The sequence below is a fragment of the Salinigranum sp. genome, from assembly GCF_041641895.1.
Taxonomy (GTDB): domain Archaea; phylum Halobacteriota; class Halobacteria; order Halobacteriales; family Haloferacaceae; genus Salinigranum.
Genome location: NZ_JBEPXO010000027.1, coordinates 1 through 20,643, shown reverse-complemented (window position 1 = coordinate 20,643; position 20,643 = coordinate 1). Strand labels below are relative to the sequence as shown.

The following is a 20,643-nucleotide window of genomic DNA, read 5'->3' as shown; positions in this document are numbered from 1 at the left end:
GACACGAGGGCTGGTCGAGACGGGCAGACAAGAGCGTGACGGCGGCGAGCGGCGAAGTGGTGGGCTTTTCACCGTCGGTCGCGCATCTTCGCGTATGACTACACGGACGCTCCGACTGGCGACGCGCGGGTCGGACCTCGCCCTCCGACAGGCGGCGAGCGTACGGGAGGCGCTCGAGGACCGCCGGTACGAGGTCGAACTCGTCGAGGTCGAGACGGAAGGAGACCGCATCACCGACGAACTCATCCACCGCCTGGGGAGGACGGGAGCGTTCGTCCGCGCGCTCGACGAGCGCGTCCTCGACGGAGAGGTCGACGCCGCGGTCCACTCGCTGAAGGACATGCCGACCGAGCAGCCCGACGGCCTCGTCGTCGTGGGCGTCCTCGAACGCGCACCGGCGAACGACGTCCTGATCACGCCCGACGGCGCGACGCTCAACGAACTCCCGGAGGGCGCGACGGTCGGCACGTCGTCGCTGCGGCGACAGGCACAGCTACACCACGCCCGACCGGACCTGACGGTCGAACCGCTCCGCGGGAACGTCGACACGCGAATCGAGAAGGTGCTGGCGCCGTCACTTCAGGCGGAGCACGAGGCGCGCGTCGAGGCCGACAAGGAACGGAAGGGTCACATCGGCGACGACGACTACGAACCGGAGTACGACCAGCGGCCCGAGGAGTGGTTCGACTCGCTGACCGAAATCGAGCGGAACGCGCTCAGCCGCGAGGAAAGCGTCGAGTACGACGCCATCGTCCTCGCGGAGGCGGGGCTGCAGCGAAGCGGCCTCGACCACCACGTCCCCTTCACGAGACTGTCGACGACGGAGTTCGTCCCGGCCCCCGGACAGGGAGCCATCGCCGTGACGGCGACGGAGAACATCACAGAGCTCAACGAGGTGCTCGACTTCCCACGGACGCGCGTCGAGACGACCGTCGAGCGGACGCTCCTCGCGGAACTCGGCGGGGGCTGTATCGCCCCCATCGGCGTCCACGCCGTCCTCCAGGGGTCGTACGTCCACGCGACCGTCCAGGTGTTCGGCCCCGACGGCGACCTCGTCGAGGCGTCGCGCGACCTCCCGGTCGAACAGCACGGAACCGCCGCGGCCGACTTCGCCGCCGACCTCCGTGACCGCGGCGCGGCGGAACTCGTCGAACGGGCGACGGAGGCGGCCGAATGAGCGACACGACGGGAGACGGGGACGACGTCGGCCACGTCTCACTCGTCGGGTCAGGGCCAGGCGACCCGGACCTGCTGACGGTGAAGGCCCGGCGCCTGCTGGAGGAGGCCGACGTCGTCCTCCACGACAAACTCCCCGGCCCCGACATCATCGCGCTCGTCCCCGACGAACGCCGCGAGGACGTGGGGAAGCGCGCCGGCGGGGAGTGGACGCCGCAGGAGTACACCAACCGTCGCCTGGTCGAACTCGCCCGCGAGGGCAAGCACGTGGTGCGACTGAAGGGCGGGGACCCGTTCGTCTTCGGTCGGGGCGGCGAGGAGATGGAACACCTCGCGCGCGAGGGCGTCCCGTTCGAGATCGTTCCGGGCATCACCTCGGCCGTCGCCGGGCCGGCGGCTGCGGGTATCCCCGTGACTCATCGCGACCACGCCTCCTCCGTGTCGTTCGTCACGGGTCACGAGGACCCGACGAAGGAGGAGTCGGCCGTCGACTGGGCGGCGCTCGCGGCGACCGGCGGGACGCTCGTCGTGCTGATGGGGGTCGGAAAGCTCCCCGACTACACCGCCGCACTCCGGGCGGCGGGCATGGACCCCGAGACACCCGTCGCGCTGGTCGAACGGGCCACGTGGCCGGGGATGGACGTGGCGACGGGGACGCTCGACACCATCGTCGACGTCCGCGACGAGGCCGGAATCGAACCACCGGCCATCACCGTCGTCGGCGACGTCGCGTCGACGCGCGACCGGGTCCGGACCTTCCTCCGGAGCGGCTACGAGGACGGTGAGACCGAGGACGGAGCGGCCGTCGAGAGCGGAGGGGACGAATGACCCGGGAGGTCCGGGTCGCCGTCTTCCGTCCCGACGACGAGCGACTCGCCGACGCGGTCGAACTGCTCGACTCGCTGGGCGCGACACCGGTTCCCGACCCCATGCTGGCCGTCGAACCGACCGGGGCCGTCCCCGACGCGGCGTCGTACGTCGTGCTCACGAGCAAGACCGGGGCCGAACTCCTCGCGGAGTCGGGGTGGTCGCCGGGGGCGGCGACGCTCGTCTGCATCGGCCCGACGACCGCCGAGGCCGCACGGACAGCGGGGTGGACGGTCGACCTGCTGCCGGAGAAATACTCCTCGACGGGACTGGTCGACCTCCTCGCCGACGACGTCGCGGGCGAGACGGTCGCCGTCGCGCGGTCGGACCACGGGAGCGACGTGCTCCTCGACGGCCTCCGGGCGGCAGGCGCGACGGTCGAAGAGACGGTCCTCTACCGACTGACGCTCCCCGAGGGGGCGGGGCAGTCGACGGTGATGGCCGCCAGTGGCGACCTGGAGGGGGTCTGCTTCACCTCGTCGCTCACCGTCGAGAACTTCCTCGCAGCGGCGGCCGACCGCGACGTCCGTGACGAGGCGGTCGCCGGACTGAACGACGCCGTCGTCGGCGCCATCGGTGACCCGACACGCGAGACGGCCGTGGCGAACGGCGTCGACGTCGACGTCGTCCCCGACCGGGCCGACTTCGAGGAACTGGCGTGCCGCGTCGTCGAGGCGGCGGCACCGACGCACCACGACTAGAGTGGTCACTGGCGTCGGGGGTGGGTCACAGAAAAGGGTGAACGTCGGCGAGACCGTCGTCAGTCAGAGGCGAATCGTACGAGACCGGTAGTTACGCCGACTCCTCGTCTTCGGTCGTCGTCTCGTTGGTCAGCGTCTCGTTAGTCGTCGTCTCGTTGGTCAACGACTCGTTCTCCATCGAATCCGTCTCGTTGGTCAACGACTCGTTCTCCATCGAGTCCGTCTCGGTCATCATCTCCGTCTCGGTCTCCGTCTCCATCTCCGTCTCGGTCTCCGTCTCCATCTCCGTCTCTGTCTCCGTCTCGGTCACGGCCTGGTCTTCCTCGGCCGTGTCCGTGACGCCTTCTGCGCCCTGACTCTCTGTCGTTCCGTTCGCCGCGGCACTGTCGCTGCCCGAACCCGAGCAGCCTGCAATCGCTGCAGCGAGTGTCGTCGTTGCGCCGGCTACGAACTTCCGTCGAGAGTAGCTGTCGTCAGTCATGTCGCAGTCGTCTGCGACGGGCGACGGGTGCAAAAACCGGGGCGACCGTCCCGACTGTTGGTTCGTGGGAGCCGGATTGTTTCGACTGTTTCGAACGGAAACTCAGGTTAAGTAGACGAATAACAAAGCGTTAAACCGCCGGTACGAGTAGGTGTCGCGACAGAGTCATGAGCGCACGTTTCGCCGCCCCTGCCGGTGTCGTCGTCGCCGTCGTCGTCGTGCTCGCGCTCACCGGCGGCGCCGTCGCCGCCGGCTCCAGCGCTGTGGCCGTGAACAGCGTCACGCTATCGGGGCCGGGCGTCGTGGCGGACGGAGAACGGCCGACGATCGCCGGATGGCGTACGGTGAACGTCACCACCTCGGTCACGACGGGGACGGACACGTACGACGTCTGTGCCGGCGTGGGCGGTGACGCGGCCGGGTCGCCCACCTGTCGACAGGTGGATGGGACGAACGCGACCACGAACGTCACGCTGACGCTCGACCGCTTCCCGGAGAACGCGACAGGGGAGCAGGACCTGACCGTCACCGTGCGGGCCGCGAACGCCACCAACACGAGCGGCGAACCGCTGGCGAGCGAGACGGTCGGCGTTCGGGTGCTCGGGGCGGCGGGCGATGTCGACGACGACGGACTCACCAACCGGGAAGAGTTCGAGCGCGGGACGGCGTTCAACGCGATGGACACCGACGGCGACGGCCTCGCCGACGGCCCCGAGGTGAACACCCACGAGACGGACCCGACGAGCACCGACACCGACGGTGACGGCCTCGCGGACGGTGTCGAGGTGAACAAACAGCAGACCAACCCGACAAAACCAGACACCGACGGTGACGGCCTCGACGACGGCGTCGAGGTGACCACACACGGGACCAACCCGACGGACACGGACACCGACGGTGACGGCCTCGACGACGGGGCCGAAGTGAACGAGTACCAGACCGACCCGACGGAGGTGGACACCGACGGTGACGGCCTCGACGACGGGCCGGAGGTCAACGTCCACGAGACGGACCCGACGAACCCCGACACCGACGGTGACGGCCTCGACGACGCGGCGGAGGTCCGCCGATACGACACCAACCCGACGCGAGCAGACACCGACGGCGACGGCCTCGCCGACGGGCGTGAAGTGAATCAGCTCGGGACGGACCCGACACGAGCCGACACTGACGGGGACGGGGTCGACGACGCCGCCGAGGACGCGAGCGGAGGGGCCGTCCCGACAGGCGACTCGGGACTGGTCGGTTCGCTCACGCCCACACCGAGCGTCGCCGTCGGCGCGCTGGTCGGCGTCTCACTCGCGCTCGGCCTCGGAGCCGTGTTGTTCTATCGGACGCGCGGGTCGCCGTGGACCGACTCGTCCAACGACGGGACGACCCGGGTCGACGTGGAACCGAGAGCACACACCGACGGTGAGACGGAAGGCGAGACGCCTCCCGTCGCGACGGCGGTTACCGACGAGCAGCGGGTGCACGAGGTAATCGACGACCACGGAGGACAGGTGCGGCAGTCGGTCGTCGTGAGCGAGACGGGCTGGTCGAAGTCGAAGGTCAGCCGGGTGCTCTCGCGGATGGCGGACGACGGCGCAATTCAGAAGATACCCATCGGACGGGAGAACATCGTCGCCCACCCCGACAACGTTCCCGAGGGTGCGGAACCACCGTTCGAACCGTCCGACGAGTAGCGAGAGAGCGCCACCGGGTCGGTGGCCCGAGCGTTCTTGCCGCGGACCGACGTGTGTCAGAGCATGATCAGCGCAGAGACCCGCGGCGACGCGCGCTGGGTGACCATCGACCGGCCCGAGAAACGGAACGCTCTCCATCTGGAGGGGTGGCGTCGGCTCGGCGAGGAACTCGCGCGGGCGGAGGCGGAGTCACGAGTGGTAGTTCTCACGGGCGTCGAGGACGTCTTCTGTGCGGGCGACGACATCGCCGTCATCGACGAGGCGGAGTCGGCCGCCGAGGTCGAAGCGCTGGCTGACGCGCTGTACGAGGCGTTCTGGGGTATCGAACGGCTCTCGGTGCCCGTCGTCGCCGCGGTCAACGGTCTCGCGTACGGCGGCGGGTTCGAGCTCGTCTGCGCCGCCGACCTCGCGGTGGCTGTCGACGACGCGGTACTCGCGCTTCCCGAGACGACGATCGGCGCGTACCCGCCGTACGCCGTCGAGCGCGTCGGGGACATCTGCGGTCGGAAGCGCCTCATGGAGCTGGTGCTCACGGGTGACCCCATCGACGCGGAGACGGCTCACGAGTGGGGACTCCTCAACCGCGTCGTCGAGCCCGGGGGCCTCGAACCGGCCGTCGAGGCGTATGTCGACCGCATCGGGAGGTCGCCGAAGCGAGCGACTGCGACCGCCAGGCGGTTCGCACGGTCGACCGACGGCGGAGCACGGGACCGGATCCGCGGGGCGCTGTCACAGCTACGGCGCGACGAGGCGTGTCGGGCGGCCACGCGGGCGTTCACGGAGTGACCGAGGACGGAGGGCGAACGGACGGTGCGGTCGAACCCGGCGGACGACGCACCGTCACGTCGCGACTCGCCCGCCGGTGGCTGTCAGCGCACGGCACGCGGTGAGTCCGTCCTCGTACGTGAACCCTCGCCCGCGGACGCGAGACCGAGGTTTATAGCAGAGAGGGCGCTAAGAGGAGTCCATGAGCGCGGACGTAGACACGGACGGCGCGGCGACTGACCCGGTCCCTGCACTCGCGGCGCGTGCCACGGCGTGTGCGGACCGGCTCCGCGCGGCCGACCGCGTCCTCCTCGCCTCCCACATCGACGCCGACGGGCTGACGAGCGCCGCCATCGCCGCGCGGGCGCTCGAGCGGGCGGGCATCCGCTTCGAGTCGACCTTCGAGAAACAGCTCGACAGGGCCGCAGTCGAGCGCATCGCGCGAACCGACTACGACACGGTCCTGTTCACCGACTTCGGCAGCGGACAGCTCGACGTCATCACCGACTTCGAAGACGAGTTCACACCCGTCGTCGCCGACCACCACCAGCCGGCGGACGCCGAAACCCAGTACCACCTCAACCCCCTGCTCGAAGGCATCGACGGTGCCTCGGAGCTGTCGGGGGCAGGCGCGAGCTACGTCCTCGCCCGCGCACTGGGTGGCGAGGCGAACCGTGACCTGGCGGGGCTGGCCGTCGTCGGCGCCGTCGGCGACATGCAGGACGGCGACGGTGGGCTCTCGGGGGCGAACGAGAGAATCGTCCGCGAGGGGGTCGAGATGGGGGTCCTGTCGGAGGAGACGGACCTCCTGCTGTACGGTCGACAGACCCGTCCACTCCCCAAACTCCTCGAGTACGCGAGCGAGGCGCGCATCCCCGGCATCTCGAACGACGAGGCGGGGACCGTCTCGTTCCTCTCGGACCTCGACCTCGACCTCAAGTCGGACGGGGAGTGGCGCCACTGGGTCGACCTCACGGGCGAGGAACGACGAACGCTCGTCAACGCGCTCGTGCGACACGCCATCGGGCGTGGGGTCCCCGCCGACCGCATCAACTCCCTGGTCGGGACGACGTACGTTCTCACCGACGAGACGCCCGGGACGGAGTTACGGGACGTGAGCGAGTTCTCGACGCTGTTGAACGCGACGGCCCGGTACGAGCGGGCGGACGTGGGACTCGCGGTCTGTCTCGGTGACCGTGGACCGGCGCTCGACCGGGCGCGCCACCTGCTCCGGACCCACCGTCGGAACCTCTCGGAGGGGCTCCAGTGGGTCAAGACCGAAGGCGTCACCGTCGAAGAACACGTCCAGTGGTTCGACGCCGGGTCGCGCATCCGCGAGACCATCGTGGGCATCGTCGCCGGGATGGCTGTCGGAGCCAGCGGCGTCCGCCACGACCTCCCGATTCTCGCCTTCGCCGACGCGGGCGACGAGGAGCTGAAGGTCTCCGCACGCGGGTCGCACGCACTGGTCCGCCGCGGACTGGACCTCTCGGTCGTGATGCGCGAGGCATCGCAGGCAGTCGGCGGCGACGGTGGCGGCCACGACGTCGCCGCGGGGGCGACCATCCCGGCCGACGCGCGGGAGGCGTTCCTCGAACACGCCGACCGCATCGTCGGCGAACAGCTCTGACGCGTCGTGCGCGGACGGCAGCGAAAGTGTAACTAGTATCAGTTACTCAAAGCCTTTTTCTCAACCACGGGTGACTACGTCACATGGAACGGAGCCCGGTCAGTCGTCGGCGCGCCCTGGCCGGGATGGCCGTCGCGCTCGGGGGGGCCGGATACGTGGGCGCGTCCGGCGTGTCCGGCGGGTCGGAGACGGTCTCGATGCTCGCCGCCGGGAGCCTGAACAACGCCCTCGAGAACGGGCTTCGGCCCAGCGTGGACGCGAGGCTCGAAGTCGAAGCGCACGGCTCGGCACAGGTCGCCCGCCTCGTTGCCGAGGGTGCGAAGACGCCCGACATCGTCTCGCTCGCCGACGTGGCACTGTTCGACGCGTGGGTGAAGCCGGCGTGGTACGCCGAGTTCGCGACGAACGCCGTCGTCGTCGCGTACAACCCCGAGACGGAGGGCGGGAGACGACTGTCGGCGGTCGGTGCCGACGAGTGGTACCGACCACTCCTCGACGGGAGCGTCGCGCTCGGCCGGACCGACCCCGACCTCGACCCGCTCGGCTACCGGACGCTGTTCATGCTGGAACTCGCGACGGCGTACTACGACCTCGACGTCGACCTCCGGGAGACGATTCCCCGTCGAGAACAGGTCTATCCGGAGACCCAACTCATCAGCGGCTTCGAGACCGGGGCCATCGACGCCGCCGTGGCCTACCGGAACATGGCCGTCGAACGCGGCTACGACTACGTCGAACTCCCGGCGGAGATAGACCAGAGTGACCCACGACTCGCCGACCACTACTCGCGCGCGAGGTACGAACTCCCGGACGGAACCGTCGTCACTGGCCGACCCATCAGCTATGGGTCGACGATGCTGCGCGAGTCGCCCGTCGTCCGTGACGTGTTCGAGGCGCACGTCTCCGGGCCGTATCTGGAGTCGTTCGGCTTCGGCGTCCCCGCCGACTACCCACGCTACACGCCACATGCTCCCGACACGCTCGCGAACTGAGGTCGGTGCCGGGCGCCTCGACTGGCTCTCTTTGACCTTCCTTCTGGGCGCGGTGCTCCTGTGTTACTACCTCGTCCCGCTCGTCTCGCTCGTCGTGACACAGCCGCCGGGTACCGTTCTCGAACGGCTGACGACGCCGGACGTCACGGCTGCAGTCCGGACGTCCGTCCTCAGTTCGACGGTGAGCACGGCGCTAGCGACGGTGTTCGGCCTCCCGCTCGCGTACTGGCTCGCGCGGACAGAGGGCCGCCTCTCGGCGCTCGTCACGGCACTCGTCGTGTTGCCGCTCGTCCTCCCACCCATCGTCAGCGGGATGGTGCTGCTGTCCGTCGTCGGACCGAACACGCCGCTCGGGAGCGCAGCCACGGCCGCCGGGGTCCCGTTGACCCGCTCTCTGGCCGGCATCGTCCTCGCACAGACGTTCGTCGCCTCGCCGTTCGTCGTCGTCACCGCGAAGGCGGCCGTCGAGAGTGTCGACCGGAGCCTCGAGTACGCCTCGCGCTCGCTCGGCAAGTCGCGCTGGACGACGTTCCGCCGCGTGACCCTCCCCATCGCGTGGCCGGGCATCCTCGCCGGCATCACGCTCGCGTTCGCTCGCGCCATCGGCGAGTTCGGTGCGACCATCATGCTCGCGTACTACCCCCGGACGATGCCGGTCCAGATCTGGGTCTCGTTCACCACGCTGGGACTCGACGAGGCGTTCCCCATCGCTGTCGTCCTCCTCGGCGTGGCAGTCGCGACGCTCGTCGTCATCAACGTCCTCGGCTCGTCGCCCTTGGAGTGAACGATGCTCGAACTCACCGCCCTCACCAGGTCGTACCCCGGATTCGACTTCGGCCCGGTCGACCTCTCGGTCGGGCACGAGGTCCTCTCGGTCCTCGGGCCGTCGGGGAGCGGGAAGTCGACGCTGTTGTCGCTCGTTGCGGGAATCGTCAGCCCCGACAGCGGGGAGGTAACCCTCGACGGTCGGTCGCTCGTCGGGCGACCACTCGAAGCCCGGCGGGTCGGCGTGGTGTTCCAGGACGGCGCGCTGTTTCCCCACATGACCGCCCGGGAGAACGTCGAGTACGCGGCGACGGGACGCGAGCGGGTCGACGAACTCGCCGGGATGCTCGAGATACGCGCGGTGCTGGAGCGCCGTCCGGAGGCGCTCTCGGGCGGCGAACGTCAGCGGGTCGCGCTCGCGCGCACCCTGGCGGCAGACCCCGACGCCCTGCTGCTGGACGAACCGCTGTCGAGCCTCGACACGCCGATTCGCCGCCGTCTCCGCGACCAGTTGCACGACCTCTTCGCCTCGCTCGACATCCCGGTGGTCTACGTCACACACGACCAGCGAGCGGCGACCGTTCTCGGGGACCGACTCGCGGTGCTTCACGCGGGACGGGTCGAACAGGTCGGCACCCCGGAGGCGGTGCTGAACCGGCCGGAGAGCGCGTTCGTCGCCCGGTTCACCGGGAGCGAGAACGTGTTCGAGGCGGACGTCGTCGAGGTTAGCGAAGACGGGACCGTCCTCCGTGTCGGCGACGCGACGTTCCGGACGACGGCCCGCGTTGCGGGCGAACAGCGGGTCACGGCCTGCGTCCGACCGTCTCGCCTGCGTCTCGTCGCGCCCGCGGAGTCCCCGACGACGCTCACCGGCGTGGTCCGGCGGGCGCTGAACGAGGGCGACGAGTACCGGGTGAGTGTCGCGGGCGAAGGCTGGGACCTGACGGTACAGGCGCGCCCGTCGACGGTCGAGCGGGTCGGCGCACGGGAAGGGTCGACGGTCCGACTCGCGGTCCCACCCGAGGCCGTCCACGTCGTCACCACGTCCTGAGGCGGAGCGACCGGGTCGTGGACACCCCCTCATCCCCGAGTTTCGTATCGCGAGATATGGTTTACGACCGAGTCGCGCGCGAACCGAGACGGTCCGCGTGAACAGCCGCGAGACGCGACGAGACTCTCGAATCACCGCTCGTGGTCGACGTATCGGCTGACTTTTGGTCCTGCCCCGAAAACGCCGGGTATGGCCGAGTTCGACCCCGAGAAGTTCGAGGACAAGTACGCGAACTACTTCACCGAACTCCAGCGGGCCTACAAGAACGCGTTCGAGACGATGCGGGAGTCGTACGACTCGGACCTCGTCCACGCCATCGACCAGTTCGTCCTCAACGAGTCGGAGCCGTTCTACGAGGACGGCGAGTTCCGCATCGAGCTCCCGGACGACCCGGTGGCGCGGCTGGAGGGCAGCGGCGTGCCGGTGAGCGAAGAGACGATCCACGCGGCGCTGGACGACTACACGGCGGCGATTAGGGCCGAACTCAGACGGATATTCGGGCTCGACGCCGGGGAGTGACGCCCGCGAGACGACTCCCCTGAGGACCGTACCCGAACGGCTCGCACCCCGGGGGTGAACCAAAGGCATAAGCACCGCCGTTTCCTACACGCAGACATGAGTACGGACGCCCAAGAGGCCGACGACGACCTGAAAGAGCGGGTGTCGAACTTCCTGCGCCGGAACTTCCCGCAGATCCAGATGCACGGCGGGAGTGCCGCCATCCAGGACCTCGACCGTGAGTCGGGCGAAGTCACCATCATGCTCGGCGGTGCCTGTTCGGGCTGTGGCATCTCGCCGATGACCATCCAGGCGATCAAGTCCCGCATGGTCAAGGAGATTCCCGAAATCGAAGTGGTCCACGCGGACACCGGCATGGGCGGTGAGGGCGGCCACGGCGGCGGGATGTCCCCCTCGTTCCCCGGCGACACGACCGAGGACTCCGACTCCGACGAAGGTCCGCAGGCCCCGTTCTGACGGGTCACGCGCCGTCGGCTTCTTCTTTCGAGCCGCGAACGACGAGCGGATAGCTCGCGGACCGTTCGGGGTCGGTCGCTTCCAGCGAACGACAGACACAGCCGTGTCTAGCGCTGGTTTCGCGGAACGAGCGACGGGCCGGGGGTTCGGTTCGTAAACCTTATGACGCGATAGAGAATGTCGGTCGGAGTCGTCGGCGAGTGTGAACAGAGGGGTTTATTCGGGTCAACACGCAAATCGGGGCTATGGCTACCGCGCCCACGAACGTCCTCTTCGTGGTGATGGACACGGTCCGGAAGGACCACCTGACGCCGTACGGCTACGACCGGCCGACGACGCCGGGACTCGAGGCGTTCGCCGAGGAGGCGACCGTCTTCGAACAGTGCGTCGCACCCGCACCGTGGACCCTCCCAGTCCACGCGTCGCTCTTCACCGGGATGTACCCCAGTCAGCACGGCGCCGACCAGGAGAACCCCTACCTCGACGGCGCGACGACGCTGGCCGAGACCCTCTCCAGCGAAGGGTACGATACGGCCTGTTACTCGTCGAACGCGTGGATCACCCCCTACACCCGCCTCACCGACGGGTTCGACGACCAGGACAACTTCTTCGAGGTGATGCCCGGCGAGTTCCTCTCGGGGCCCCTCGCGAAGGCGTGGCAGACGCTCAACGACAACGAGCGACTGCGCGCCGTCGCCGACAAACTCGTCAGCCTCGGCAACACCGCTCACGAGTACCTCGCGGGCGGCGAGGGCGCGGACTCGAAGACCCCCGCGGTAGTCGACCGGACCCAGTCGTTCGTCGCCGACTCGCAGTCGGACGCGGGGTGGTTCGCGTTCGTCAACCTGATGGACGCCCACCTCCCGTACCATCCGCCCGAGGAGTTCAAACGGGAGTTCGCCCCGGGCGTCGACTCGAGCGAGGTGTGTCAGAACTCCAAGGAGTACAACTCGGGTGCGCGCGACATCTCGGCGGAGGAGTTCGATGACATCCGCGGGCTGTACGACGCCGAAATCGCGCACATCGACGCCGAGCTCACCCGCCTGTTCGACTTCCTCGAGCGAGAGGACGAGTGGGACGACACGATGGTCGTGGTCTGTGCGGACCACGGCGAACTCCACGGGGAGCACGACCTCTACGGGCACGAGTTCTGTCTCTACGACCCGCTCGTCAACGTGCCGCTGATGGTCAAACACCCGGAACTCGACGGCGGACGGCGAGACGACCAGGTCGAACTGCTCGACCTCTACCACACGGTCCTGGACGCGCTCGACGTGGAGGGCGGCGTGCCAGCCAGCGCGGGAGAGACCGCTGTCGCACGCGACCGGACGCGGTCGCTGCTCTCCGAGTCGTACCGGGAGTTCAGTCGGTCGTCGGCCCCGGACCCCGGTCAGCGGGCCGCCCCCGAGGGCGGGTACGCGTTCGTCGAGTACTCCCGGCCGGTGGTCGAACTCAAGCAACTGGAGGAGAAGGCCGAAGAGGCCGGCATCACCCTCCCCACGGACTCGCGGTTCTACTCGCGGATGCGTGCGGCGCGACGGCCCGACGCGAAGTACGTCCGCATCGACCGCATCCCCGACGAAGCGTACCGGCTCGACCACGACCCCGACGAACTGGAGTCGCTCACCACCGACGACGGGGTCGTCGCCGCCACGGAGGCCGCACTGAGCGCCTTCGAGGACCACGCCGGGGGGGCGTGGACCGAGGCACTCGACGACGAGGTGAGCGACGAGACGGTCGAGGAGATGGACGACGAGGCACAGGCGCGGCTGCGGGACCTGGGCTACCTCGAGTGACCGACCGTCGCGGCGATGGACCGTCTCGGTGACGGGGCTTCTTTTCGCCGGGGCGTCTCGACTCCCGTATGCCACACCTGCGGTTCGAGACGACGGTAGAACCCGACGACCGAGCGACGTTCGCCGAGTGGGTCGCGGCGGAGTTCGCAGCGGTGATGGAGACTGGGACGGGCCACGTCGGCGTCTCCGTCCGCGTCTGTGACCGCTCGGGCCTCTCGCTGGGACGTGCGGCGAGCGACGAGGACGTCGTGCTCGTCGACGCCGACATCCGGACGGGGCGGAGCGAAGAACAGCGGCGAGCGCTCGCTACTTCGATTATCGAACGAACATCGGAGGAGTGGGACGTCGCCGCGTCGAACGTCTACCTCGTCTACACCGAACACGACGGGCGGGACTTCCACCTCGCGGAGGGTGCGCTCGCGTCGTGGGACGAGACGGAGACGGAAACCGGTGCGACGCGAGGCACGGAGTAGGCTGCTTCGAAGAGGGAACCTTCGGCTCTCGCTCAGTCTTCGGCCCAGTAGTACAGTTCCTCGCGCGGGGCGTCACAGGCCGGACACGCCTCGGGGAGGTCACCCTCGATCTGGCCCATCTCCCCGCACTCCCAACAGCGCCACATGACGTACCCCACGCCGAACGCGTCGCGTGCTTCCTCGAAGCCAACTCTACCGGTCCCTGCGGTGGACCGAACGTAGAACCCGACGTCGTCGAGGCCACGCACGGTCCCGAGTTCGTTCCCATCGGCGTCGTACACTGTCGTCCCAATCTCGACGTCGACGACGGAGTCGGCGTCGTTCCCGGAGCGCGCTGCGTCCTCGGACATACGTTCCTGTTAGAGGTCTGTCGACAAAAACCGTGATTGTTGGTAGCATACCACTGTCGAGAGTCGCTCGCACGAAATCCGAACCAGAACGAACTACATGAAGTCCGCGATTCCCGACTGCTTGTTTTGGTCGTTCTCGAACACCGATTCGAGCGACTTCTCGAGCACTTCCAGGCGTTGTTTGGTGTAGGGACGGCAGTCGTACTCGTCGGCGACCCGAATGGCCGTCTCCATGTACTTGTTCACCGACCCACGGTGGACCGTGAGGTTCACCCGGCCGCCGCACTCGCGGCAGTCGCCCGTCAGCGGGACGCGTCGGTACTTCTCACCACAGTCGAGACAGCGCGTCTCCTGCCGTGAGAACGCCCGGAGGTTGCCGATGAGGTCCGGCAGGAAGTGGTACTCGATGACCCGTTCTGCGACGTCCGTCTCGTCGACGGCGCGGAGCTTCCGCGCGAGTTCGAGCTGGGCGTCCATCTTCTCCATCATCGACCCGAGCGTCTTGTACGCCGAGAGGTCCGGCCCGAGGGCGATGTTCGAGGTGTCGTGGCTGTGCTCGAAGCCGTGGTACTCGTGGTCGGTGTCGAGCGTCTCTTCCGCGATGGTGATGTCGACCGACCCGGGGTCGGCCATCTCCAGCGTGGCCTCGTAGAACTCCCGCGGGTACTCGCGGACGATGTCGACGTTGTGCGCCTCGTCGTCGATTTCGGAGGGGTCGATGCGCGAGGACATCACGAGGGGTGCGTCCATCTGTCCGCCCCGCTTGTCCGGGAGGAACTCCTTCGAGAAGTTCAGCAGACCGTCCATGAGGAGCATGACGCAGTCCTCGTCGCCGTCGCACTGCGCGACGTGGAGGTCGTTCGCGACGAGCGAGTGCGTGTCGGAGACGGTCACGTTGTAGGTGAAGTCGACGTCGGAGGCGACCGGTTCGACCGACGTCACCTCGTCGAGCCGGACGTCCGTACTCCCACCGTCACCGAAGAGGCGCTGCGGTCGGAGTTCCGTCGACGCCAGCGCGTCCGTGAGGGTGTCCTGTTTCCGGTCGAGGTCGAACCCGATACGCTCGGCGAAGCGTGCAGCGTTCTCCGAGGTGACCTTCACCACCCACGATTCGAACACGGGTGTGCCGTCGTAAAACTCGGCGATGACCCCCCTGTCGTACGTTCGAGTCTCCCGGTAGACGTTCGTCGCGATACCGAACCGCTTCAGGGCCGCCACCAGGTCGGCTTTCAGTTCGTCACTGACAGTGTGGGCTCGAATCTCGACGCGGTCACCGGAGGCGCTCCCGTCACCACTGAAGTAGCCGGCGAGGAAGGCGGCGAGGGAATCCGAAGAAGCCGACAAGACGGCGTCGGGGATGCGCTTCGAAGCCGCGTCACACCCGACGTCGAGGACGTCGTCGAACAGGGCCGTGACGAGGCGACTCGAGACGGTGACGTTCCACCGGTTCTCCTCGTACGCGTCGACGGAGAGCGCCCGTCCGAACGTTTCGATGATCCGGTCTCGTGCGGACCGGTCCGGGATGCAGATGGTCGTCTGGTAGCACTCGCCGGGTTCACGGCGAGTGAATCCCTCTGCCGCGTAGTAGCCGAGGAGCCTCGCGAACGGCTCGTCGATTTCGAGATAGCGGTTCATCTCGGCGGTGTCGCGCCTGACAGCGAGTGTGACGTCGTCGGGAACCCGCTCGAGCAGCCCTCGCTCGCCGAACAGTTCGATCAACACCGAAACCGGAACACTATCGCGGCTGATCCAGTTGTACACTGTCGACGTACCGACCCCCAGCGTCACTGCGACGGGTGTCAGGTACTCGTCGGCGTCGGTTGCACTGTCGAGGAGGTGTTTCAGCCGCTCCGTGCCGATGCCCCGGACGACAAGGTCGTCGGGTGGGATAGCCCCGGCGTCGAGCAGTTCTTCGAGCAAATCGTACCGGGGGCGAGTCCCCTCGAAGTCGACACGCCGCGGGGTGGGAACCGTCCGCCCCGGTTCTAGCTCGGTGGCGGAGACCCGTTCTAGCGAGTCACCGGACCACTGCAGCACGTCGTGGTCGGGCGTCACGGTCAGTTCTCGACCGCTCCGTGTCTCGATTCGGACCAGATGCTCGGACGGTCGATGCCTCGAGACTGCCTCGACGGGTTTCACGACCGCGTTTCCGTTCGTATCGACCGATGGCACCCGAATTTCGCAGTCGAGTTCCTGAACGAGCGTCCCGAAGTCGTCGGTCCGGGGGTTCTCGAGGCGGTCTTCGACGACCGTCTCGATACGTTCGTAGTGCCAGTCGCCGGACTCGTCCTCGTACCAGATTTTGGTATCCGGGTGGAAGCAGTTCCGTCGTTTCGCGGCGTGGAAGTACGGATGCGCGTAGCCGACTGCCGCGGAGGTGAAGCCGACGACGCGGCCGACGACGGCCGCGGAGGTGTGCGGCGCCATCCCGAACACCAGTTCGCCGACGAGGTCCTGACGCTCCTCGACGTCGTAGAAGGGCGGCAGGTCGTAGAACCGGGTCAGGAGGTCGTCGACGAAGTCGGCGGTCTTGAGCATGTGCTCTGCCGCGCCGTCCGACAGCACGATGTCCTGCACCTTCAGTTCGACCAGCTGGTCGTCGAACTGGAGGGGGTCGCCGTCGACGTCGGTGTCGTACCCGAGGTCACGGAAGTCGTCGGCGGTGACGTCGAGTTCGGCGGGACGGACGGCGGTGACGGGGAGGTCCGTCATGTCGTAGCGGACGGTGCCGTCCTTGAACGAGGTCACGCCGTGCTTCGCCCGCAGGATTCCCTTCTGGATGGGTTCGGGGGTCTTGTTCGAGGAGGTGAGCCCCTTGACGCCCTTTAGAATGTCGAACGACGACTCGCGCTCGCCGACGTCCTGGAGGGCCTCTCGGAGGTCGGTGTTGAGGTCGACCGACTGCCACGCGACGGAGGAGACGTCGCGGTCACACCGGTCGCAGTGGACGCGTCCCCCCTCGTCGGGTTCGACGACCTGTCCGCAGTCGTCGCACTCGTAGTGAGGGTCGGTGTGGCCGCCGCAGTCGGGGCAACGCGTCCGGTAGGTGTCCGTCCCGCACCCGGCACAGCGGCGACGGCCGAGCTGGACGTCGAAGTGCCCGCGCCTCCCGTTCTCGCCGCGCTCGCGGGCCGCGGCGCTCACGTCGCGCTGGCTGCCGCCCGCCTCGCTGATGGGGAAGAGGGTGTGGACCGCCGGGGAGAGGTCGCGACTCTCCGACTTCTCGGGACGACCCATTCGCGCGCCGACGCGCGTCGGCGCGCGCTCTCGAATCCGGAACGGAGCCACCTCGTTGACGGCTTCGACGGCGTTCTCGCCGCCGTCCCAGGTGCGGGCGCGCTCGGACAGGTCGTCCCACGTCCGCTCCAGGTCGCGCGTGAAGCCGAGCGAGCGCACGAGCGGTTCCCACTGTCCGACCCGGAGGTCGTCCGCCGTCTGGCTGTGTTCGACGAGGAGCGTCTCGAGCGCTCGCGTCACCGTCTCGGTGCGGGGGAGCACGAGGGTGCCTGTGGGGGCCGCCTCGCCGGCCGTCGGGTCGAGCGCGACGCCGCCGTCGGCAGTCGCCTCCGTGACGTGTCCGGCCGCGACGGCGTCGGCGAGCGCCTCGAACGAGTCGACCGAGAGGTCGTGCCACAGGTAGGTGTACGCCGGGTGGAGCGGGCAGTCGTACTCGGTCGCCCAGGTGAGCGCCTCGGCGGGAGTCGGGTTCGAGAGGTCGACGTGCGGGTCGTCCTCGAGCGCCTGGAGGTCCCCGCCGGCGTGGGCGAGGTCCTGCCGCCACCACTCCACCGTGTAAGAGGCGGGCGCGAGCGGGTGGTTGTTCTCGACGAACTCGCCGTAGTTGACGAGGTACTCCCCGAGGTCGAGGATGGCCTCCACGCCGTTGCGGAGTTCGAGCGCCTCCGCGGGGTCGTCGATGCGGCGGACGTCGCCGTTCGCCAGTCTGACCGTCGGTCCCTCGATGGAGTCGACGGGGACGACCCCCGCGGCCTTGCCGGGCCGTTCCGTCTTTATCTGCGTCCCGGTGGCGAGGAAGTCGTCGACGAGGTGCATCGTCGCGGGGTGGACGCCGGCGGTGGCGAACCCGTGGTTGCGGGCGCGACCGTATCGCAAGCGGAAGCCGCCGGGCATCGACGGGTGGCCGAACACGGGTCGGCCGGCGATGAGGTCACGGAGGAACTTCGTCGCGGGTTCGACCCGCGGAGGACCAGCGGGGTCGTCGGTCGGAGCCTCGTCGGAGACGTCTCCGTCCCCGTCTGCCGCTCCGTCGTCGGTCTCGTCGCCGTCGCCATCCACGTTGCCGTCGTCGGTCTTCGCCGCCCCCTCGGCGTCGTCCGTCCCGATGGTCCCGTCGATGAGGTCCTGGAGCCAGGGCCAGTCGACCTCGTCGAGCTTTCGAGTGTAGCGCTGTATCTTGGGTGCCTTCAACGCGATTCCCTCCGCGAGGACGAGACACATGCCGCCGCGAGGGTTGTTGGTGTCGACGCGTTCGAGGTCCCGGTAGCCGGAGACCTCCTCGTCGCCCGTCGCCTCCCCGTCGAGCATGATGGGCATGTTCCGGGCGATGAAGCGGGTCTCCTTGTCCTTCGGCGAGTACTGCAGGCCGGTGTCCTTGTCGTAGAGGTTGACCTCCTCGACGTAGCGTTCGACCTCCTCGTCGCGAGGCTTGTACTCGTCGATGTCGAGGAGCGTCCGGGCGTAGTCGGCGACGAGCACCGAGAGCGCCTGTGCGGTCCCGCCCGCCGAGCGGATGGGACCGGCGTAGTAGACGTTGACGAACTCGGTGCCGTCGTCGTTGTCGAGGACCTCGACGCGGTCGATTCCCTCGATGGGCGCGGCGACGACGCCCTCGGTGAGGAGCGCGACGGCCGTCCGGACCGCCCCCTCGATCTTCCCGGCCTTCGACTCGTAGTCCCCCACGGTCCCCTCGACGAAGTCCGTGACGAGTTCGAGGGCGGCCTCCTCGCGCGACATCTGCCCCTCGAGTTCGCGGACGCGCTCGGCGACGTCCGGAATCCCGAGGATGTTCTCGACGCGGTCGGCCATGTCCCGCGCGACGGGTATCTCGACCTCGCAGGTGGGGTCCCACCCCTGCGCCTTGGCCGCCTCAGCTCGCTCGAACGCCTCGTCGAGGCGCGTCTCGATGCGCTCGAAGTAGCGTTCGTCCGCCGGTCTCATCCCTGCCTCCCGCTCACAGCCAGAGGTCCAGGTCCGTCACGTCGTCGTGTTCGCGTGCCAGGGGTTCCTCGAACGCCCGGAGGTACACCTCGCCGGCGAACACGGTGCCGGCGTTGAGGTGGCCCGCGAGCGACTGCCCCGACCGCCGCGAGAGCACGGCGTGGGTGTGGGCGAACGGTTCGCCGTCGAGGAGGGCGACGTTGCCGACGCAGGCGGCGACCTCCAGCGGTTCGTCGAACTGCACCGAGAGGTACTCCTTCTCGGCCTGGTCGTAGAACCAGACCTCGGCGTCCTGCACGGCGCCCATGGCGTTGAACCACGCTGACTCGACTCCCTCGCGCGCGGCGAACTCCTCGATTTCCTCGCGCCAGTCGGTCCCGTGTTCGAGCGAGCAGAGGAACTCCCGTGTCGGCGTGACCTCCCGATAGTTCATAGGCTGGGTATCGGGAGTGGTCGACAAAAAAGTTCAGTCACCGGCCGCCGAACCCACAGGTGTCAGAGCGACTCGATGACCTGGCGGCCGCTCACGACTTCGGGGATGACCACCTCGTCGGCGCCCGCCCGCCGCGCGAGTGACTCGTACATCTCCTCGCCGACCCGGACGACGAGCGTGACTTCGGGAGCCAGTTGGCTCGCCGCGATGGATATCTGGATGTTGACGTTGGAGTCGTCGATGGCCGCGACGACCGTGTCGGCCCGGCGGATCCCCGCGTCGACGAGTGTCTGCTCGCGGCGGGCGTCGGCGTTCACCGCCAGGACGTCCTCGCTGTCGAGGGCGCGTTCGTACTGCGTCTCGTCCGTCTCGACGACGACCACGTCGCGGTCGGCCGACCGCAGGCTGTCGGCGACGGTCCGGCCGAACATCCCGTAGCCGCAGATAACCACGTGGTCGTCGAGGTCGGCGATGGCTCGGTCGTTCTGCATTCGTTCGAGTTCCTCCGTTATCTGGCCGCCGAACGCCGCCGCGAGTGCCGTCTCGCCGGTCCACAGACCCGCGAGCACCAGCCCGGAGAGCACGAGGACCGCGTACATCTTGACGAGGCGTTCGGGACCCGCGTGCTCGCGGAAGTGGAGTTCGATGCTGGTGGGGTCGACGAGCCAGAAGAGCGCGTCGACGACGCCGACGCCACCGAGGAGGGTGAAGCCGGCGACACCTGCGACGACGACGCCCGCGAACGCGGTGAGCGGACGGGCCGCCCGTCGAACCAGCGGTCGTCCGGCGGACGTGTCGAGGCTGTCGGACGACATAACCGTATCAACCGTTCGTTATGTATGTGTCTGAACGCTCACGCAAGTACTGCCAGCGGTGGCTCGAGCGTGGGAACTACGGGTGAGGGTCCGAGAACCGACTCAGCGCCACTCCGGGAGTGTCGAAGCCTCTTCGAGTCGTACTGCCATCCAGGCGTCGTCGCGGGTCACGTCCGCGATGATGAACTGCGACCGACCGGGGGCAGAGTCCACAGAGGCCATGACCTCAGTGTTCGAGGCGTCGACGGGAGTGGTCGCGTCCGTCATGTTTGGTACAAAGTACCACCCTCTTATAAATTCGTCGATGTATCGGAGACGAATCTCCGGAACGACTCGCTAGTTTCGGACGTTCGATTCGGTTGTCTCCCACTTCCACCACATACCTGCACAAATCTCGCCAGTATCTGTGACATCAATCGATTCGGTACCCGTCGGTACCGGAACGTTGTGACAGTCGCGAGAGGTGACGGCGAGCGAGGCGTCGAAAACCACCCCACGACAGGGCGTGTG

19 protein-coding genes are annotated in these 20,643 nt (G+C 68.2%); 13 read left to right on the top strand and 6 right to left on the bottom strand.

The features are described from left to right. The first annotated feature begins 94 nt into the window (after positions 1–94). Genes hemC through ACESK5_RS07755 form a run of 3 tightly spaced genes read left to right on the top strand, consistent with a single transcriptional unit; the run spans position 95 to position 2,744 of the window. Positions 95–1,177, top strand: a complete 1,083-nt coding sequence (hemC, locus tag ACESK5_RS07765) for a hydroxymethylbilane synthase (RefSeq protein ID WP_372910985.1) — start codon at positions 95–97, stop codon at positions 1,175–1,177. Next, complete coding sequence (gene cobA, locus ACESK5_RS07760; RefSeq protein WP_372910984.1) at positions 1,174–2,004, top strand: uroporphyrinogen-III C-methyltransferase; 831 nt, start codon at positions 1,174–1,176, stop codon at positions 2,002–2,004. Before hemC ends, cobA begins: the two co-directional genes overlap by 4 nt. Next, positions 2,001–2,744: a uroporphyrinogen-III synthase gene (locus ACESK5_RS07755; RefSeq protein ID WP_372910983.1), complete on the top strand. Its 744-nt coding sequence runs from the start codon at positions 2,001–2,003 to the stop codon at positions 2,742–2,744. Before cobA ends, ACESK5_RS07755 begins: the two co-directional genes overlap by 4 nt. 91 nt (positions 2,745–2,835) lie before the next feature. On the opposite strand, the gene ACESK5_RS07750 is transcribed toward ACESK5_RS07755, so the two are convergent. Then, on the bottom strand, positions 2,836–3,225 hold the full coding sequence (locus tag ACESK5_RS07750) for a hypothetical protein (RefSeq protein WP_372910982.1): 390 nt from the start codon (positions 3,223–3,225) through the stop codon (positions 2,836–2,838). A 167-nt stretch (positions 3,226–3,392) separates the two neighbouring features. On the opposite strand from ACESK5_RS07750, the gene ACESK5_RS07745 reads away from it, so the two are divergent. The 10 genes from ACESK5_RS07745 (at position 3,393) to ACESK5_RS07700 (ending at position 13,357) form a co-directional block, all read left to right on the top strand. Continuing rightward, positions 3,393–4,910, top strand: a complete 1,518-nt coding sequence (locus ACESK5_RS07745) for a MarR family transcriptional regulator (protein ID WP_372910981.1) — start codon at positions 3,393–3,395, stop codon at positions 4,908–4,910. Between the two features lie 63 nt (positions 4,911–4,973). Next, positions 4,974–5,696, top strand: coding sequence for an enoyl-CoA hydratase/isomerase family protein (locus ACESK5_RS07740; RefSeq protein ID WP_372910980.1), 723 nt, complete (start codon positions 4,974–4,976; stop codon positions 5,694–5,696). A 181-nt stretch (positions 5,697–5,877) separates the two neighbouring features. Then, complete coding sequence (locus ACESK5_RS07735) at positions 5,878–7,305, top strand: DHHA1 domain-containing protein (RefSeq protein WP_372910979.1); 1,428 nt, start codon at positions 5,878–5,880, stop codon at positions 7,303–7,305. 83 nt (positions 7,306–7,388) lie between these two features. Continuing rightward, positions 7,389–8,297 (top strand): extracellular solute-binding protein, encoded by a 909-nt coding sequence (locus ACESK5_RS07730; RefSeq protein WP_372910978.1) that lies wholly within the window; start codon positions 7,389–7,391, stop codon positions 8,295–8,297. Continuing rightward, positions 8,272–9,081 (top strand): ABC transporter permease, encoded by an 810-nt coding sequence (locus ACESK5_RS07725; protein ID WP_372910977.1) that lies wholly within the window; start codon positions 8,272–8,274, stop codon positions 9,079–9,081. Before ACESK5_RS07730 ends, ACESK5_RS07725 begins: the two co-directional genes overlap by 26 nt. Before the next feature lie 3 nt (positions 9,082–9,084). Further along, on the top strand, positions 9,085–10,113 hold the full coding sequence (locus ACESK5_RS07720; RefSeq protein WP_372910976.1) for an ABC transporter ATP-binding protein: 1,029 nt from the start codon (positions 9,085–9,087) through the stop codon (positions 10,111–10,113). 189 nt (positions 10,114–10,302) lie between these two features. Beyond that, positions 10,303–10,632, top strand: coding sequence for a DUF5783 family protein (locus ACESK5_RS07715; protein WP_372910975.1), 330 nt, complete (start codon positions 10,303–10,305; stop codon positions 10,630–10,632). A gap of 96 nt (positions 10,633–10,728) precedes the next feature. After that, complete coding sequence (locus tag ACESK5_RS07710; RefSeq protein ID WP_372910974.1) at positions 10,729–11,088, top strand: NifU family protein; 360 nt, start codon at positions 10,729–10,731, stop codon at positions 11,086–11,088. 245 nt (positions 11,089–11,333) lie between these two features. Next, positions 11,334–12,884 carry a sulfatase gene (locus tag ACESK5_RS07705; RefSeq protein WP_372910973.1) on the top strand — a complete coding sequence of 517 codons (1,551 nt, stop codon included), beginning with the start codon at positions 11,334–11,336 and terminating at the stop codon, positions 12,882–12,884. A gap of 68 nt (positions 12,885–12,952) precedes the next feature. Further along, entirely contained in the window at positions 12,953–13,357 is a 405-nt protein-coding gene (locus tag ACESK5_RS07700; protein ID WP_372910972.1) for a tautomerase family protein, read from the top strand. Positions 13,358–13,389: 32 nt separating this feature from the next. On the opposite strand, the gene ACESK5_RS07695 is transcribed toward ACESK5_RS07700, so the two are convergent. From ACESK5_RS07695 to ACESK5_RS07675, 5 genes are all read right to left on the bottom strand, one after another. After that, complete coding sequence (locus ACESK5_RS07695) at positions 13,390–13,707, bottom strand: hypothetical protein (protein ID WP_372910971.1); 318 nt, start codon at positions 13,705–13,707, stop codon at positions 13,390–13,392. 93 nt (positions 13,708–13,800) lie between these two features. Continuing rightward, positions 13,801–18,885, bottom strand: coding sequence for a DNA polymerase II large subunit (polC, locus tag ACESK5_RS07690; RefSeq protein ID WP_372910970.1), 5,085 nt, complete (start codon positions 18,883–18,885; stop codon positions 13,801–13,803). 13 nt (positions 18,886–18,898) lie between these two features. After that, positions 18,899–19,318: a PPC domain-containing DNA-binding protein gene (locus tag ACESK5_RS07685; protein WP_372910969.1), complete on the bottom strand. Its 420-nt coding sequence runs from the start codon at positions 19,316–19,318 to the stop codon at positions 18,899–18,901. 62 nt (positions 19,319–19,380) lie between these two features. After that, a complete protein-coding gene (locus ACESK5_RS07680; RefSeq protein WP_372910968.1) occupies positions 19,381–20,133 on the bottom strand; it encodes a TrkA family potassium uptake protein in 753 nt (250 codons plus the stop codon). 102 nt (positions 20,134–20,235) lie between these two features. Continuing rightward, positions 20,236–20,400: a hypothetical protein gene (locus tag ACESK5_RS07675; RefSeq protein ID WP_201740309.1), complete on the bottom strand. Its 165-nt coding sequence runs from the start codon at positions 20,398–20,400 to the stop codon at positions 20,236–20,238. Positions 20,401–20,643: the final 243 nt, after the last annotated feature.